The organism is Janthinobacterium breve (genome assembly GCF_051380895.1).
Lineage (GTDB): Bacteria > Pseudomonadota > Gammaproteobacteria > Burkholderiales > Burkholderiaceae_D > Janthinobacterium.
This window is the reverse complement of sequence record NZ_JBNYXY010000002.1, coordinates 1-15,603: the sequence shown is the minus strand read 5'-3', so window position 1 is coordinate 15,603 and position 15,603 is coordinate 1. Positions and strand designations below refer to the sequence as shown.

Sequence of the window (15,603 nt, the reverse complement as noted above, 5' to 3'; positions counted from 1 at the left end):
CCCCCACCAGTGTACGAAAGAACCGTACTGTTTGCGTTACGGTAATGTTTTACAAGTTAAATAGTAACCAAAAGTCATTTTTATCGACGCTTAACCTGCCCCCCGGCAAAGGAAGCCCCCGCCATGAAATCTAGCAAACGTCCACTGCTGCGCGCCGCCTGGCTATTGTTGTTGCCACTGTGCGGACTGGCCCAGGCCGACTGGGTCCAGTCGAGCGAAGCGCTTGCCGTTCGTCCGCTGCCCGACAATATGCAGTCGCAGCCGCAAAATCCCCCCACCTTTACCTGGTCGCGGCATGCCACCTTGCCGCCAGCCTACGTCATCCAGGTGATGCAGGGCGGGGCGGTGTATAAAACCTTCAATGCGTCGCGCAATTGGTATTTGCCGCCGAAATCATTTCCTGCAGGCAACTATACGTGGCGCGTGCGGCCATCCACCTCGCAAGAGTGGTCGAGTCCCCGTAACTTTGTAATCGGTAGCAACTCGCAGTTGTTCGAAGTGCCGGAAAATGTGACTTTACGTAACACTATCCTGAACAAGCCACGTCCGCGCGCATTGCCGAGCGGCACCAAACTGTTTTCCGCGTGGACGGCAGCCATGCGCACGGACCGCACGCCCGCATTGAATGGCCTGACGAGCGAAGTGAAATATTACATGACGGGACTCAAGACGGTGGCTGACAGCGAATGGCCACTGGTGCCGGGCGCGATCCGCACGGCCGCGGTGGTGGCGCAGGCGGCCAACATCATGACGCGCGTCAATCCGAATGCACGCCAACTGGAAAGTGCGGCACTGCTGTACCGCCTGACGGGCCAGCAGGCCTACCTCGATGAGGCGATCCGCCGCGGCGACCAGTTTGCCGCGCTGAACCTGACCGGCCCCACCAGCTATGTGAACCAGGACATGGCCAGCCGCGTCATGGCGCAAAGCCTGATCAAGGCCATCGACTACCTGGGCACGGCGCTGGTCGTCAATGGCGATGCCACGCGGCGCAACAAGTGGTTGTCCGTCGTCTCGGCGCGCACGAATGCGCTGTACAAGGACTTGTCGGCGAATGGCGGCCGCCTCGACCAGTATCCCTACGATTCTCACGCGGCCACCAGCATGGCCTACCTGACCCTGACCTCGACTTTGGCGCTGGGCGACATTCCCGAGGCGCAGACCTGGTTTGACTTTGCCTTCCGCGCGTTTGTCAGTTCCTTCAGCATCTGGAGCGGTCCGGAGGGCGGTTTCGCCAACGGCACGGCGTATGCGGAATACGAGGCCGACTTCGCCCTGCAGATCTGGCCCGCGCTGGCCCAGGCCACGGGCGTGAATATGTTCGACAAGCCCTGGTCGCGCGGTTTCGCGCAATTCCTCATGCATTTCGTGCCGCCGGGCCAGCAAACCCACGTCTTTGGCGATGGCCACGAGACGGCGCCCGAGTTCCGCTTCATGAAAGGCTTCGCCTCGCGCTATGCCACGCCGCAGGCGGCCTGGTATGTGAAGAACCTGACGCGTCCCGACGACGTGCTGACCACCTTGCAGTCGCCTTACCCGATGCCCGTCAACACCGTGACGGCGGCCGCCACGCCGCCGGCCAACGCCGCCTATTACCCGAGCATCGGCTGGACTGCCATGCACAGCAACCTGGCCGACAGTGGCCGCACCTCGCTGTACTTCAAGTCCAGCCAGTATGGCTCGTTCAATCACAGCCATGGCGACCAGAACGGCTTCGTGCTGTTCAGCGGCGGCGTGCCGCTGCTGACGGAGACGGGCTGGTATGACTGGTACGATTCGCCGCTGTGGAATTCCTGGTACCGCCCGTCGAAGTCGCACAATGCGCTGACCTTCGACGGCGGCGTGGGGCAAAACGTGGACGGCTATGAAGAGCCGCTGGCGCGCAATGGCCGCATCACGGCGTTTTCCACCACCCCGGCCGTCGACTACGTCGAGGGCGACGCCACCCTGGCGTACGCGGGGCTGCTGAAATCGGCCGTGCGCAAGATCTGGTATGTGCGCGGCACGGACACGGCGGTGATCCTGGATCAGTATGCCTCGGCCACGCCGCGCGTGTTCGAATGGAACTTCCACGGTTATGCGCCTATCGTCGCCGATGCGGCCGGCAAGATATCGATCACCAACCAGGGCCGCAAGGTGTGCATCGTGCCACTGACCACCACGGCGCAGCGTTTCGAGCGCCGCGTGGGGCCGCCGCCGCAAAGCGGCACCTATGAAGACCATGGCGTGTTCGTCAAGGCGGCCGCGGCCACCAGCGGCGAATTCCTGACCGTGCTCGACGTGGGCTGCAAGAACACCGCCGTCAAGCTCGACACCAGCGGCGGCTTGCGCAAGGTGATCGTCGGCACCCAAACGTTGACGTTGCCGCTGCCCAAGTAAAGGTAGCGCGCACCACACGAGAAAAGCAATGCCAACCCTGGCATTGCTTTTTTTTTGCGCCGCAGCATGTCGCGGTCATGCTGTTTCTCATGTAACATAGATAATAAATTCATATGGGTATCGGGCCGTGCAGACTGTGCCCGAACCTTGTTCCCCTCTGACGCGCCAGGTAGACGATTTCCCCCATGCCCTTGAAGATTCTGCAATTTGTACCGGAAAGCCTGCCCACCTTCCGCGCCGACGTCGCCGTGCTGTTCGGCAAATACCTGCCGCGCCACGGTGTCGAATGCGACATCGTCGGCATGCCTTCGCCCGATGCGCCCGCAGCGCCGCAGCCGGCGCAGGGTTTTCGCTCCGTGCGCAGCGGGCGCTTCCGGCACAAGCGCATCGCGCGCGAACTGGCGTTTCAATGGACTTGCGTGCGCGCCTTGCTGGCGGCCAGACGCGGCAACTGCGATGCGATCCAGGTGCGCGACATGGTGCCCACGGGGCTGATGGCCCTGCTGGTGGCGCGCCTGAAGGGCATCCCCTTTTATTACTGGGTCTCGTTCCTGATCAGCGAAGGGCGCATCGAGCGGGCGCGCAGCAGCCTGGCGCAGCGCCGCACCTTGCGCGCGCGCCTGGTGTTGTGCAAGGGCCTGGTCGAGCGCTGGCTGTTGTACCGGGTCGTGCTGCCGCGCGCCGACCATGTCTTCGTGCAAAGCGATGCGATGCTCGAACTGATGCGCGGGCACGGCATCGCGGCGCAGCGCATGAGCGCCGTGCCGATGGGCGTGGATACGGAAGTGCTGGGCCAGCAATCGATCGTGGCATGCCGGCCTGAGGGCTGGGAAAGCGTGCCGCTGCTGGGCTACCTGGGCACCCTGGACCAGTCGCGCCAGCTCGAACGCCTGCTCGACGCCTTGCTGATCGTGCGCCAGCAGGTGCCCGACGCCTGCCTGCTGCTGATTGGCGCCTCGGACACGCCGTCCGACGTGGATGAATTGCTGGCTTACGCGCAGCGCGCCGGCCTGGCCGACGCCGTGCGCGTGACGGGCTGGCTGCCATCGAGCCAGGCCTGGCCCTTGCTGGCGGGAACCGATGCGGCGCTGTCTTACTTTCCCCGGGGCACTATCGGCGACGTTTGCTCACCCACCAAGCTGCTGGAATACCTGGCCCTGTGCCTGCCGGCCGTGGGCAATGACAATCCCGACCAGGTGCGCGTGCTGTCAGACAGCCAGGCGGGTTGGCTGACGGCCAGCAATCCGGCGGCGATGGCCGTGGCGATGACGGCGATCTTGCGCGATGTGCCGGCGGCGCGCGCGCGCGCCCAGGCCGGCGCCCCCTATATCGAAGCGCAGCGCAGCTACCGCGTGCTGGCGGCCGAACTGGCGCAGCGCTACCGGGCGCTGGCTGGCGCCTGATGGTATGTGTACAGCCAGCAAGTATTTGTTGCCGATTCAAGCCGTGGCGCGCAGAATGAAGCTGGCCATGCTGCGTGGAAGCAACTGATGTGTGGCCTGATCAGTGTGAAAATAGGTGCGCCCATAGCTAAATTACAAATTTATAACATATAATGTCAATATGACTACTGTAATGTTGCTTGGACCCGCGCTCAATGCGGTCAGCGGGGTGACTACCCATTTGAATCAACTATTTTCCTGCTCCCTGTCGCGCGACTTTCAACTGGTGCATTTCCAGGTGGGAAGTGAGGGCCGGCAAGAGTCGCGCTTGCGCAAGCTGCTGCGTTTTGCCTGGAGTCCCGTGCAGTTCGTGCGCGCCTTGCGCGTGCACCGGCCACAGATCGTGCATATCAATACGTCGATGGAAATGAAAAGCTATTGGCGCGACCTCGTGTACTTGCTGCTGGCCAAGGCCATGGGCAAGCGCGTGCTGTATCAGGTGCATGGCGGCGCCTTGCCGCAGGTATTTTTCGGCGGCAAGGGCTTGTTGACGGGTCTGCTGCGGCGCGTGCTGCGCCTGCCCGATGCGCTGGTATTGCTGGCGCAGTGCGAATTGCTTGGCTACCGCCGCTTCGATGCGGCGCTGGCCCCGGAAGTGATACCGAACGCCATCGACGCGGGCACGGATGCGGGCGCCAAGCCGTTTGCGCCGCTGCGTCCGCTGTCACTCGTGTATGTGGGCCGCCTGGCCGACAGCAAGGGATTGTTCGAGCTGGTCGAGGCGATGCGCCTGGTGCGCGGCGCCGGCGTGGCGGCCACCCTGGCGCTGGTGGGCAGCGGCCCGGCCGATGCGGCCCTGCGCGAGCGGGTGGCGGCGCTGGGCTTGCAGCGGGAAGTAACGTTCCTGGGACAAAAATTTGGTGCGGAGAAAGACGCGGCGTGGCGCGATGCCGACCTGTTCGGCTTCCCCACGCACCACGAGGGCTTGCCGTACGCCTTGCTGGAAAGCATGGCTGCACGCACACCGGCGCTGGTGTGCCCTGTGGGCGCGATTCCCGACGTGATGCAAGACGGCGTGCATGGCGTGTTCGTGCCGCCGCGCAATGCGCAGGCGCTGGCTGATGCCATCGTGCGCCTCGATGGCGACCGCGCCTTGCTTGCGCGCATGGGCCAGGCTTGCCGTGAGCGCATCGAGCGCCACTACACGGTCGAACGCCTGGCGCAGGATTTTCGCCGCGTCTACCGCGCCTTGCTGGCGCCGCCGGCGATCTAGTCTGACTCTTTTTTAAGCGAGCCTATATGTGCGGTATTGCCGGTTTGATTTTCCCCTCGTCCGTTGCCGGCCTGCCTGCCGCGCTCGACGCCATGGGGCGTGCCATCGCGCACCGCGGCCCCGATGACACGGGCGTGCTGCAGGCAAGCACGGCCGACGGCGCCTGGCAGGTGGGCTTGCTGCACCGCCGCCTGTCCATCATCGATATCGCCACGGGCCACCAGCCGCTGGGCAACGCGGCGGGCGACGTGCAGATCATCTTCAATGGCGAAATCTACAATTTCCAGCCCCTGCGCGACGAGCTGATCGCGCTGGGCCACCATTTCCGTACGGCCTCCGACACGGAAACCATCGTGCATGCCTACGTGCAATGGGGCGAAGAGTGCGTGCAGCACTTCCGGGGTATGTTTGCGTTTGCCATCTGGGATGCGCGCCATGAGCGTTTGTTCATGGCGCGCGACCCGTTCGGCAAGAAACCCCTGTTCCTGTGGCAGCACGAAGGCAAGCTGGCTTTCGGCTCGGAAATCAAGGCGCTGCTGGCCTTGCCGGACATGGCGCCGCAAGCGGACCAGGCCGCCATCTGGGATTATTTCGCCTACCGTTACGTGCCGGGCCCGGCTACTTTATTCCAGGGCATCCGCAAGCTGGCACCCGGTTCCACGGCCACGTGGGAAAACGGCGTGCTGCGCGAGCGCGTGTATTACACGCCGCCCGACAGCCGGCCCCGCGCAGCCACGCCTGCCCCGTTGCCGGCCGACCCCGTCGCCACCTTCCTCGACAAGCTCGATGAATCGGTGCGCATCCGCATGATTTCCGATGTGCCTTTTGGCGCTTTCTTGTCCGGCGGCATCGACTCGTCGGCCGTGGTAGCGCTGATGTCGCGCCATGCGGGTGTGCCCGTGAAAACCTTTTCCGTCGGCTTCAAGGAGGGCGGCTTCAGCGAGCTGGCGTATGCGGCCGATATCGCGCGGCAATTTTCCACGGAACACCATGAGCTGGAAGTATCTGTCGACCAGGTCATCGCCTTGCTGCCCGACCTCGTGCGCTTCCGCGACGCCCCCGTGGCCGAGCCGTCCGACATTCCCATCTACCTGCTGGCGAAGGAATCGCGCAAGACGGTGAAGATGGTCTTGACGGGCGAAGGCTCCGATGAAATCCTCGGTGGCTATCCCAAGCATGTGTACGAGCGCTATGCGGGCAATTACCAGATGCTGCCAGGCTTGCTGCGCCACGGCCTGATCGAGCCGGCCATCGGCGCCTTGCCCTACCGTTTCCGCCGCGCCAAGACGGCCATCGTCAACCTGGGCCTGGAAGCGTTCGACGAACGCATGCCGCGCTGGTTCGGCATGATGTCCGACCAGGAACGCGCACGCCTGGTGGCCATGCCGGCGCCGTCGCGCCAGCGCGATCCCTCCCTGGGCTGCGGCAGTGCCGGCAACAGCGCCTTGCGCCGCATCCTGTGCTTCGATCAGCTGAGCTGGCTGCCCGACAATCTGCTCGAGCGGGGCGACCGCATGACCATGGCCGCCTCGCTGGAAGCGCGCATGCCCTTCATGGACCACGAACTGGCCGCGTATGTGTCGAGCCTGCCGGACGAGTACCGCGTGCGCGGGCGCACCACCAAGTGGATCTTGCGCGAAGCCATGAAGCAACTGCTGCCGCAAGCCATCCTGGAACGGCCGAAAGTGGGCTTCCGCGTGCCCGTCAACGAATGGTTCCGCGGCCCCATGAAGGATTATCTGTACGAGCATCTGACGGGCGCCGAGTCGCGCACGCGCCACTACTACCATGCGGCAGCGCTGCAGCAGGTGCTGGCCGAGCATGTGGCGGGGCGGCAAAATCACGAGAAGCTGCTATGGAGCTTGCTCACCCTGGAAATCTGGCACCGCCAGTATCTGTGAGATGCCCATGCTGAGCAACCTCTCCTGGAAACTGAACCGCTTGCGCGCCATGGGGGCGCCCGAGGTGGCGCACCGCGTGCGCGATGCGGTGCAGCAACGGTTGCAGGCGCGCGGCTACGGCCTGGCGCATGTACCGCCGCCCGCCGCGCGCCAGCGTTTCGGCGCGCCATGGCTGGGCCTGCCCATTGATCCTGCGCCGCACCTGGCGGCCGCCGAACGCATCCTGGCGGGCCGTTTCGACGTCTTCGCCCTGCGTGATGTGGACCTGGGTTTCCCGCCCGAATGGAACCGCGATCCGAAGACGGGCACCGTGGTGCCGCTGGGCTTTGGCAAGACGCTCAATTACCGCGATGAAGCGGTGGTGGGCGACATCAAATGCCTGTGGGAACCGAACCGTCACCTGGCCGTGGCCGACCTGGCGATGGCATATCGCCTGGGCGGCGACCTGCGCCATGCGCAGGGTGTACAAGTCCTGCTGGAAGCGTGGTGGCAGCAGTGTCCGTATCCGCTGGGGCCGAACTGGAGCAGCGCGCTGGAACTGGCCTTGCGTCTGGTCAGCTGGTCGCATGCGTGGCACTTGCTCGGTGGCATCAACAGCCCCCTGTTCGATGGCGCGCCAGGGCAGGTGTTCCTGCAGCGCTGGCTCGACAGCATCTACCAGCATTGCCACTTCATCGCCGGCCACTTTTCGCGCCACTCATCGGCCAACAACCACCTGTTCGGCGAATTGACGGGCTTGCATATCGCCGCGCTCACATGGCCGTGCTGGCCGGAAAGTGCCGGCTGGCTGGCACAGACGGAAGGCGAACTGGAAGCGCAGGCGCTGCAACAGAACGGCGCGGATGGTGTGAACCGCGAACAAGCCATTTATTATCAACATACGGTGGCCGACGAAATGCTGCTGTGCGTGCTGGCGGGCCGCGCCAATGGCCGGCCCCGCTCGGCCGCCTTTTTGCAGCGCCTGGAAGCCATGCTGGCGTTTATCGCCGCCATGATGAACGTGGCGGGCGAGGTGCCGATGATCGGCGACGCCGACGATGCGCTGCTGGCGCACTGGGACAAGGCGCCCGCTGCGAACCCCTACAGCTCGCTGCTGGCCAGCGGCGCGGCCCTGTTCGGCCGCGCCGACTTCAAGGCCAAGGCGCGCGTCTTCGACGAGAAAAGCGCCTGGCTGCTGGGCGAGGCGGGGCGCCAGGCCTTCGATGCCTTGGCGGACACTGCGCCCGATACCTTGCCGCGCGCCTTCCCCGACGGCGGCTATTACGTGATGGGCGCGCGTTTCGATACGTCGTCCGAAGTACGGCTGATTGCCGACGCCGGCCCGCTGGGCTACCTGGGCATTGCCGCGCACGGCCACGCCGATGCGCTGGCGCTGACCTTATCTGTGGCGGGCCAGATGGTGCTGGTCGACCCGGGCACCTATGCCTACCATACGCAACAGCAGTGGCGCGATTATTTCCGCGGCACCAGCGCGCACAACACCGTGCGCATCGATGGCCGCGACCAGTCCGAGTCCGGCGGCAACTTCCTGTGGCTGCGCAAGGCCAGGGCAGAATGCCTGGCGTGGCGTGATGATGCCGACGGGCAATTCTGGAGCGCCAGCCATGACGGCTACCTGGGCTTGAAAGATGGCGTGCTGCACCGGCGCGACGTGCGCGTGGCGCCCGGCGCCGCGCTGATCGTGGTCGATGACGTGCTCGAATGCCAGGGAACGCATGAGGTGGAGCTGTTCTGGCACTTCGATCCCCGCTGCCGCTTGCAGCTCGATGGCCACGTGCTGCGCGTGGCGGGCGACGTTTTTTCGCTGGAAATGCATGTGCCGCGCTCACCGGATGCCTGCGTGCAACTGGTGTGCGGCCGCGACGATCCGCCGCTGGGCTGGATTTCGCACCGCTTCGATGAAAAACAGGCTACGCCTGTGTTGGTCTGGCGCGGGCGGCTGCAAGGCGCGGCCACCTTGCGCACGGAGTTTCACCTGAGTTTGGCTACCCCTGATCTGTCAGAAAATACGAGGAAAACATGAAAATTAGCATATTTGGTTTGGGTTATGTGGGTGCCGTCTCGGCTGGTTGCCTGGCAACGGATGGACATGAAGTGATCGGCGTCGATCCGAACAGGACCAAGGTGGAGCTGATCAACCAGGGCACCACGCCCATCATTGAAAAAGACATCGGCGAGATGATCGCCGCCACCGTGAAAAGCGGCCATTTGCGCGCCACCTTCGATGTGCGTGACGCCGTCTTCGGCTCGGATATGTCGCTCATCTGCGTGGGCACGCCCTCGCAGCTGAATGGCAACCTGGACCTGAGCCACGTGCGCAAGGTGTGCCAGGAAATCGGCGCGGCGATTGCCGAAAAGGATAGCTTCCACGTCGTCGTGGCGCGCTCGACCATGCTGCCCGGCTCCATGCGTTCGCTGGTGATCCCGACCCTGGAAGCGGCGTCGGGCAAGGTGGCCGGCGTCGACTTTGGCGTGTGCAACAACCCGGAATTCCTGCGCGAAGGCACGGCTGTCTACGATTACTACCATCCGCCGAAGACGGTCATCGGCGAATCGGACGAAAAGGCGGGCGCCTTGCTGGTGCAATTGTATGAAAAGATGGACGCGCCGCTGGTGCGTACGGACGTTGAGACGGCCGAGATGGTCAAGTACACAGACAACACCTGGCACGCCGTCAAAGTGGCTTTCGCGAATGAAATCGGCAACATCTGCAAGGCCGTCGGCATCGATGGCCACAAGGTGATGGAAATCTTTTGCCAGGACACCAAGCTGAACCTGTCGCCGTACTACATGAAGCCGGGCTTTGCCTTCGGTGGCTCGTGCCTGCCGAAAGACGTGCGGGCGCTGACCTACAAGGCGCGCAGCCTGGACCTCGATTTGCCCTTGCTGAACTCTATCCTGCCGTCGAACCAGCGGCAAGTGGAAAAGGGCATCAAGATGATCGTCGACAAGGGTGCGCGCAAGGTGGGCATCCTTGGCTTCTCGTTCAAGGCCGGCACGGACGACTTGCGCGAGTCGCCGCTGGTCGATGTCATCGAGTATCTGCTGGGCAAGGGCTACGAGCTGAAGCTGTACGACAAGAACGTCAACCTGGCCGCCCTGACGGGCGCCAACCAGGATTACATCCTGAATCACATCCCGCACATTTCCAAGCTGATGGTGACGAACATGCAGGACGTGCTGGACTTCGCCGACACCATTGTCATCGGCAACGGCGCGGCTGAATTCAAGACCGTGCCCGCCAGCCTGCAGCCGCACCAGCACATCGTCGACCTGGTGCGTATCAGCAAAGAACAAAGTGGAGAGCAATATGACGGCATCTGCTGGTAATCAGGTGGCAGGACAGCCGCGCCGCGTGCTGATCCTGGTGGAAAACCTGCCTTCGCCATTCGACCGGCGCGTGTGGCAGGAAGCGACCACCCTGCATGCGAATGGCTATGCAGTGTCGATCATCTGCCCCACAGGCAAGGGCTATGAAGCGCGCTACGAAGCCATCGACGGCATCCATATCTACCGCTACAACCTGCCGCTGGAAGCGGAAGGGGCCAAGGGTTACCTGGTGGAGTATTCATTGGCGCTGTTCCACACTTTCCGCCTGGCATGGAAAGTCCATTTTGCCCATGGCTTCGACGTGATTCACGCCTGCAATCCTCCCGATTTGCTGTTCCTCATCGGCGGCTTCTTCAAGTTGACGATGGGCAAGCGTTTCCTGTTCGACCACCATGACATCAACCCCGAGCTGTACGAAGCCAAGTTCGGCCGGCGCGATTTCTTTTACAAGCTGATGGTGCTGTTCGAACGCTGGTCGTTCCAGAGCGCCGACGTGTCGATCGCCACCAACGAGTCATACAAGAAGATCGCCATCGAGCGGGGCGGCATGAAGCCCGAGGATGTCTACGTGGTGCGCAGCGGACCCAAGCTGGACCGCTTGCGCGTGCTGCCGCCCGTGCCGGCACTCAAGAAGGGCCGCGCCTACCTGGTCGGCTACGTGGGCGTGATGGGCGCGCAGGAAGGCATCGACCTGCTGCTGCAGGCGGCGCAATACATCGTGCAGACCTTGCAGCGCGAGGATGTGCAGTTCGGCCTGGTGGGCGGCGGCACCTCGCTGGAGCAGATGAAAAAGATGGCGCAGGACCTGGGTATCGCCGACTACGTGACCTTCACGGGGCGCGTGCCGGACCAGCAATTGCTGGAAATGCTCAACACGTCCGATGTGTGCGTGAACCCGGACGTGGCCAACGACATGAACGACAAGTCGACCATGAACAAGATCATGGAATACATGGCCCTGGGCAAACCGATCGTGCAGTTTGATCTGGTCGAGGGCAAGGTTTCCGCACAGCAGGCATCCTTGTATGCCTTGAAGAACGATCCAGTCGACATGGCGCGCAAGATCGTCGAATTGCTGGACGACCCTGCCCGTCGCGAGCAGATGGGGGCGTTCGGCCGCCATCGCGTGGTCAACGAGCTGGAGTGGGAATATGAAGCGCCCAAGCTGCTGGCCGCGTATGCGCGCCTGTTTCCCGCCGCCGCGCCCGCCGCTCCGGTGACCTTGAGCAAGGACGGCCGTTGAAATGCGCCGCCTGGCCAGCCAGCCCCAATCCTGATGGAGCATGTCGATGAAAGCAATGATACTGGCGGCAGGCAAGGGCACGCGCGTGCAGCCCCTGACCTATGATTTGCCCAAGCCGATGATCCCCATCCTGGGTAAACCCGTGATGGCTTACCTGGTGGAGCACCTGGCGCAGCATGGCGTGACCGACATCATGGTCAACGTCAGCTACCTGCATGAAAAGATCGAGGAGTATTTCGGCGAAGGCCACCAGTTCGGCGTGCGCATCGGCTATTCCTTCGAAGGCTATACGAACGATGCGGGCGAGGTCGTGCCGGAGCCGCTGGGCTCGGCCGGCGGCATGAAGAAGATCCAGGAGTTTGGCGGCTTCTTCGATGAGACGACGATCGTGCTGTGCGGCGATGCCTTGATCGACCTCGACCTGGAGGCGGCCCTGCGCGAGCATCGCCGCGTGGGGGCGCTGGCCTCCGTCATCACCCTGGAAGTGCCGTGGGACAAGGTGTCGAGCTATGGCGTGGTGGTCAGCGACGACGATGGGCGCATCCGCGCCTTCCAGGAAAAACCGGCGCAGGCCGATGCGCTGTCCAATTGCGTCAGCACGGGCATTTATATTTTCGAGCCGGCCGTGCTGGACCTGATTCCCCCCGGCCAGTCTTTCGATATCGGCTCGGAACTGTTTCCCTTGCTGGTCGAGCGGGGCTTGCCCTTCTATGCGCAAAAGCGCCAGTACAACTGGATCGATATCGGCAGCGTCAAGGATTACTGGGAAGTGTTGCAAAGCGTGCTGATGGGTGAAGTTGCTCATATGCATGTGCCTGGCACCCAGATCGCCGATGGCGTGTGGGCCGGCCTTAACACGCGCATCGACTGGAGCGGCGGCACGCGCATCGAGGGCCCCGTTTACATCGGCTCGGGCTGTCGCATCGACGCGGGAGCTACCATCGTCGGGCCCACCTGGATCGGCCACGGCAGCCATGTCTGCAGCGGCACCGAGGTGGTGCGCAGCGTGCTGTTCGAATACACGCGCGTGCTGCCTGGCGTGGTACTTGATGAAATGATCGTCTTCAAGGATTATAGTGTCGACCGTGCCGGCCAGATGCGCCATGTCTCCGAGTATGACACTGATGCCTGGGGCAATGCGCGCGACCGGCGCAGCCTGCGCCGCGCGGAAACGCCGCCGGCCCTGTATGCTGCCAAATAAACTGTTTTTGAAATGAAACCATGAAAATTTATCCAGTCATCCTGTCCGGCGGTTCGGGCACCCGTCTATGGCCGCTGTCGCGCGCCGTGCTGCCCAAGCAGTTGCTGCCGCTGGTCACGGACCAGACCATGCTGCAGGAAACGGCGCTGCGCGTGCTCAGCCTGCCCAACCGCCGTGCCGGCGATAGCGGACTGGCCGATGTCGACGTCATGCCGCCGCTGGTGGTGTGCGGCAATGAGCACCGCTTCATGGTGGCCGAGCAGCTGCGCGAAATCGGCTTGCCTCCGCTGGGCATCCTGCTGGAACCCGTGGGGCGCAACACGGCGCCGGCCGTGGCCGTGGCCGCGCAATACCTGCTAGCCATCGACCCGCAGGCGCTGATGCTGGTCTTGCCGGCCGACCATGTCATCACCGATGTGGCTGCGTTTCACCAGGCCATCGCCCAGGCGGCGCTGCTGGCGGCCGATGGCGCGCTGGCCACCTTCGGCATCGTGCCGATGGCGCCGGAAACAGGGTATGGCTACATCCGCAGCGGCGCGCCCGTGAGTCCGGGCGCCGTGGGCCGCAAGGTCGAGCGCTTCGTGGAAAAGCCGGACCTGGCCACGGCGCAATCGTTCCTTGCCGCCGGTAATTATTTCTGGAACAGCGGCATGTTCATGTTCCGCGCCGAACGCTATCTGAGCGAGCTGGGGCAATTCCAGCCGGCCATGCTGGCCGCCTGCGAGGCGGCAGTGCGCGACGGCTACCGCGACCTCGATTTCTGCCGCCTGGAAGAGAAGGCCTTCGCCTCTTGCCCATCCGATTCGATCGACTATGCCGTCATGGAGCATACGGCGCATGCGGTGGTGCTGCCGGCCGCCATCGGCTGGAGCGATGTCGGTTCCTGGTCGGCCCTGTGGGAAGTGCAGCAGGGTGACGCCAACGGCAACGTGGTGCGCGGCGACGTGTATCTCGATGGCGTCAGCAATTGCCTGGTGCGCGCCGAGCGCCGCATGGTGGCCGTGCTGGGCGTGCAAGACTTGATCGTGGTGGAAACGGACGACGCCGTCCTGGTGGCGCACAAGGACCAGGTGCAGCGCGTGAAACAGGTGGTCGATCACTTGAAGCAGGCGGGACGCAGCGAGCACGTGCAGCACCGCAAGGTGTACCGCCCGTGGGGCAGCTATGAAGGCATCGATATCGGCGAACGCTTCCAGGTCAAGCGCATCACCGTCAATCCGGGCGGCAAGCTGTCCCTGCAAATGCACCATCACCGCGCCGAGCACTGGGTGGTGGTCAGCGGCACGGCGCAAGTCACGTGCGGCGAAAAGGTGACTTTGCTGACGGAAAACGAATCGACCTACATCCCCATCGGCATGACGCACCGGCTGGAAAACCCGGGCAAGCTGCCCCTGCACCTGATCGAAGTGCAATCGGGCAGCTATCTGGGTGAAGACGACATCGTGCGCCTGGAGGATGTCTACCAGCGCGCCTGATGGCGCTACAAGCGGCGGGCAGCCCCACCCTGGCCGCCTGCTTCCGATTTCCCCTTACCGGTACACCGACCCTTGCGCAACTTCCTTTGTCTTTCGCTGGCGCTGGCCGCCGGCGCCGCCCATGCCGACGCCCCTGCCGCAGCCGTGGCCGTGACTGCGCCCGGATTGCAAGCGTCGCAGCTGGCCATCGTCATCAATGACGCCGAACCGAACAGTGTCGAAGTAGGCGAGTATTACCGCAAGGCGCACGGCATCCCGTCCGCCAATGTGGCGCATGTCAACATCCCCAATCGCCCCCGCAAACTCAGCGTCGATCAGTTCACGCAATTGAAAGAGCGCATCAATGCGCAGCTGAAACCCGAGATCCAGGCTGTGCTGATGGTGTGGAGCGCGCCGTATGCCGTCGAATGCAATGCCATCACTGCCGCTTTCACACTCGGCTTTGATGCGGATCAATGCGCGAAGACCTGCGACCCCGGCAAGCCCAGTACGTATTTCAACAGCGATGTGGCGCAGCCCTACACGCAGCTGGGCTTGCGCCTGTCGATGCTGCTGCCCATCGATTTCGTGGAAGAGGCCAAGGCCGTGGTGGACCGCGGCGCCGTCAGCGCCTTTTCCGTGCCCGCCGCCAGCGCGTATTACCTGAGCACCAGCGACACGGCGCGCAACAGCCGCGCCGCTTTCTTTCCGCCCGCCGGCGTGGTGCGCCAACGCAAGCTGACCATCAAGAACCTCAAGGCGGACAGCCTGGAAGGGGCGCAAGACATCATGGTGTACCAGACGGGGCTGGCCAAGGTGGCCAAGCTGGAGACCCTGCATTTCCTGCCCGGCGCCCTGGCCGACCACCTGACCTCGTTTGGCGGCGATTTGCAGGGCAGTAGCCAGATGAGCAGCCAGCGCTGGCTGGAAGCGGGTGCGACGGCCAGCTATGGCACCGTCAGCGAGCCGTGCAGCTATTGGCAGAAATTTCCCAATCCGACCGTGCTGCTGCGCCGCTACCTGTCCGGCAGTACGGCACTGGAAGCGTACTGGGGCAGTGTGCTGTGGCCGGCCCAGGGCCTGTTCATCGGCGACCCGCTGGCGGCCCCGTACGCTGGCTTCCGGCGTTGAAGCCTGATTCTTGCAGACAATAAAAAAGGCCCTCGCGGGCCTAATGCCGTTCAGTTAAGGTCTCGTTTCAAGACCCGGACAGTGTAACGCTGAGGCACGGCTTTGACGGCCCGGTCGAATTTTCGACCGGGCCGTTCTTCATTCAGGAGGTCGGTTAGTCGCTGACGCAAGCGTTGCATCAAGGCTGGCAACTTGCCGTAGGAACGCACGATGGCAGCCCAGTGCAGCTCATATTGGATGACGTGGAAGGCTCGTACAAAGCTGATTTCGGTGGGTTCGCATTTCACCGCCAATGCTGCTTTCGCCATT

At 63.5% G+C, this 15,603-nt stretch carries 10 protein-coding genes and 1 pseudogene; 10 read left to right on the top strand and 1 reads right to left on the bottom strand.

Annotation, left to right across the window (positions count from 1 at the left end; translation table 11 throughout):
• The first annotated feature begins 123 nt into the window (after positions 1 to 123).
• The 10 genes from ACQ4W0_RS02845 to ACQ4W0_RS02800 all read left to right on the top strand — a co-directional run bounded on the left by ACQ4W0_RS02845 (position 124) and on the right by ACQ4W0_RS02800 (position 15,294).
• Entirely contained in the window at positions 124 to 2,379 is a 2,256-nt protein-coding gene (locus tag ACQ4W0_RS02845) for a DUF4962 domain-containing protein (protein WP_436575403.1), read from the top strand.
• A 185-nt stretch (positions 2,380 to 2,564) separates the two neighbouring features.
• A complete protein-coding gene (locus ACQ4W0_RS02840; RefSeq protein WP_436575402.1) occupies positions 2,565 to 3,782 on the top strand; it encodes a glycosyltransferase in 1,218 nt (405 codons plus the stop codon).
• A gap of 172 nt (positions 3,783 to 3,954) precedes the next feature.
• Positions 3,955 to 5,034, top strand: coding sequence for a glycosyltransferase family 4 protein (locus ACQ4W0_RS02835; RefSeq protein ID WP_436575401.1), 1,080 nt, complete (start codon positions 3,955 to 3,957; stop codon positions 5,032 to 5,034).
• 26 nt (positions 5,035 to 5,060) lie between these two features.
• Complete coding sequence (gene asnB, locus ACQ4W0_RS02830) at positions 5,061 to 6,935, top strand: asparagine synthase (glutamine-hydrolyzing) (RefSeq protein ID WP_436575400.1); 1,875 nt, start codon at positions 5,061 to 5,063, stop codon at positions 6,933 to 6,935.
• 7 nt (positions 6,936 to 6,942) lie between these two features.
• A complete protein-coding gene (locus tag ACQ4W0_RS02825; protein ID WP_436575399.1) occupies positions 6,943 to 8,958 on the top strand; it encodes a heparinase II/III family protein in 2,016 nt (671 codons plus the stop codon).
• A complete protein-coding gene (locus ACQ4W0_RS02820) occupies positions 8,955 to 10,265 on the top strand; it encodes a nucleotide sugar dehydrogenase (protein WP_426072799.1) in 1,311 nt (436 codons plus the stop codon). The genes ACQ4W0_RS02825 and ACQ4W0_RS02820 overlap by 4 nt, the downstream gene beginning before the upstream one ends.
• Positions 10,246 to 11,508, top strand: coding sequence for a glycosyltransferase family 4 protein (locus ACQ4W0_RS02815; protein WP_436575398.1), 1,263 nt, complete (start codon positions 10,246 to 10,248; stop codon positions 11,506 to 11,508). Before ACQ4W0_RS02820 ends, ACQ4W0_RS02815 begins: the two co-directional genes overlap by 20 nt.
• A 46-nt stretch (positions 11,509 to 11,554) precedes the next feature.
• On the top strand, positions 11,555 to 12,709 hold the full coding sequence (locus tag ACQ4W0_RS02810; RefSeq protein ID WP_436575397.1) for a nucleotidyltransferase family protein: 1,155 nt from the start codon (positions 11,555 to 11,557) through the stop codon (positions 12,707 to 12,709).
• Between the two features lie 20 nt (positions 12,710 to 12,729).
• The gene (locus ACQ4W0_RS02805; RefSeq protein WP_436575396.1) at positions 12,730 to 14,184 is read left to right on the top strand and encodes a mannose-1-phosphate guanylyltransferase/mannose-6-phosphate isomerase; all 1,455 of its coding nucleotides are present in this window, start codon (positions 12,730 to 12,732) and stop codon (positions 14,182 to 14,184) included.
• A gap of 72 nt (positions 14,185 to 14,256) precedes the next feature.
• Positions 14,257 to 15,294, top strand: coding sequence for a TIGR03790 family protein (locus tag ACQ4W0_RS02800; protein WP_436575395.1), 1,038 nt, complete (start codon positions 14,257 to 14,259; stop codon positions 15,292 to 15,294).
• A 50-nt stretch (positions 15,295 to 15,344) separates the two neighbouring features.
• Here the strand turns inward: ACQ4W0_RS02800 and ACQ4W0_RS02795 are convergent.
• Positions 15,345 to 15,603, bottom strand: a pseudogene (locus tag ACQ4W0_RS02795) (IS4 family transposase); the annotation flags it as partial.

Excerpts from the sequence above, each read along its gene's own strand:
- ACQ4W0_RS02845 (WP_436575403.1), top strand. The coding sequence starts at position 124 with ATGAAATCTAGCAAACGTCCACTGCTGCGCGCCGCCTGGCTATTGTTG.
- ACQ4W0_RS02820 (WP_426072799.1), top strand. The coding sequence starts at position 8,955 with ATGAAAATTAGCATATTTGGTTTGGGTTATGTGGGTGCCGTCTCGGCT.
- ACQ4W0_RS02810 (WP_436575397.1), top strand. The coding sequence starts at position 11,555 with ATGAAAGCAATGATACTGGCGGCAGGCAAGGGCACGCGCGTGCAGCCC.
- ACQ4W0_RS02815 (WP_436575398.1), top strand. The coding sequence starts at position 10,246 with ATGACGGCATCTGCTGGTAATCAGGTGGCAGGACAGCCGCGCCGCGTG.
- ACQ4W0_RS02835 (WP_436575401.1), top strand. The coding sequence starts at position 3,955 with ATGTTGCTTGGACCCGCGCTCAATGCGGTCAGCGGGGTGACTACCCAT.
- asnB (WP_436575400.1), top strand. The coding sequence starts at position 5,061 with ATGTGCGGTATTGCCGGTTTGATTTTCCCCTCGTCCGTTGCCGGCCTG.
- ACQ4W0_RS02825 (WP_436575399.1), top strand. The coding sequence starts at position 6,943 with ATGCTGAGCAACCTCTCCTGGAAACTGAACCGCTTGCGCGCCATGGGG.
- ACQ4W0_RS02805 (WP_436575396.1), top strand. The coding sequence starts at position 12,730 with ATGAAAATTTATCCAGTCATCCTGTCCGGCGGTTCGGGCACCCGTCTA.
- ACQ4W0_RS02840 (WP_436575402.1), top strand. The coding sequence starts at position 2,565 with ATGCCCTTGAAGATTCTGCAATTTGTACCGGAAAGCCTGCCCACCTTC.